At 33.9% G+C, this 1,471-nt stretch carries 1 protein-coding gene; it reads left to right on the forward strand.

Translation table 11 applies throughout. The annotated features are described in order from the left end of the window. Nucleotides 1–296: 296 nt before the first annotated feature. Nucleotides 297–1,214 (forward strand): GyrI-like domain-containing protein, encoded by a 918-nt coding sequence (locus HGB55_RS14915; RefSeq protein WP_168817859.1) that lies wholly within the window; start codon nt 297–299, stop codon nt 1,212–1,214. The last annotated feature ends 257 nt before the right edge of the window (nt 1,215–1,471 follow it).

A 1,471-nucleotide genomic window follows, 5' to 3' on the forward strand; every position in this document is an offset into this window, starting at 1 on the left:
TTAAAGGTCTTTTTAAATGTGTTGTAACAAAACAGACTACTTTCTATTACAGAATAAAATTTGAAAGAGAAGAAATTGAGATTATTACTGTTTTTGACACAAGACAAGATCCAAATAAATTAGAAAACGATATAAAATAAAGTACGAAAGCCCAACAATGGCTATATTGCATTGTGGCGGATTTTCTTTTTCAGAAAATCCTCGTATATTTACTAACATAACTGCTATGGCGGAAAAATCTTGCTGATTTTTCCACAACGACAACATAGCCTAACCCGTTGTACAGCATTTGAAAAATGACCGTAACTGATAAACAAATACAAGCTGATTATAAAAATCGAATCAACAGAGTTTTTGAGTTTATTGACGAAAACTTGGAATCGGACTTGTCTCTAAATACAATTTCGGAAATTGCTTTTTTTTCACCATTCCACTTTCATCGAATTTTTAAATTCATTACGGGAGAAACACTAAATGAATATATTACAAGACGAAGAATCGAAAAATCAGCATTGGATTTGTTGCACAAAAACATTTCGACAACCGAAATTGCCCATAAATTTGGTTATAGTGATAACTCTTCATTTTCAAGAACTTTTAAAAAGTATTTTGGAATAAGCCCGACCGAATTTAAAAAGCAAAATCCAAATCGACATAGCAAGATTCGTCAACTCAAAAGCAAGAACGGACAAGAATATCCTGACTATGAAAAATACATTTGCGTCATTAATAATCTTAAAAATTGGATAAAAATGAACGCAAAAATTGAAATCAAAGAAATGCCAAAAATGGATTTGGCTTACGTGTCAAGTATCGGTTCACAAAATCTTGAAAGCGCCTATGGAAAATTGATGCAATGGGCAACGCCAAAAGGATTAATGAACGACCAAACTAAAATGATAACAATTTATCACGACAGTTTTAAAGTAACAGAGGCCAATAAAGTTAGAATGAGTGCTTCAATCTTGTTAAACAAACCTGTAGAAACAGATGTAGAAATTGGACTGACTTCAATCGAACCAGGAAAATTTATAGTTGGTAGCTTCGAAATAGGTTTGAACGAATTTGAAAAATCTTGGACAGGACTATTTGTTTGGATGAACGAAAATGGATATAAAAAAGCTGACAGAGAACCTTTTGAGATTTATCATAACAATTTTAATGAGCATCCTCAAAGAAAAGCTATTGTTGACTTTTGCATACCAATTGAATAAAAAAACGCTGTACAACAATGGCTATAAGTAATTGCTAATTCACGCCTACTTCTGAAAATCCGCGAGGATTTTCAGGTTGGTGTGTACTTGCAAAGTTACGTGCTAAACACGCAACTACTCATAGCCGAGACGTTGTGCGGCATACTGAAAAAAGCCAACGCTCGGTCAAGCACATTTGGTTTTTGCCAACGCTAAAATCCAACGCTGAAAAACCAAAAGAGCTTGCCCTTTCCCAACCCACGACAAGACAATGAATA

Origin of the sequence: Lutibacter sp. B1 (assembly GCF_012524075.1) — a bacterium.
GTDB lineage: Bacteria > Bacteroidota > Bacteroidia > Flavobacteriales > Flavobacteriaceae > Lutibacter.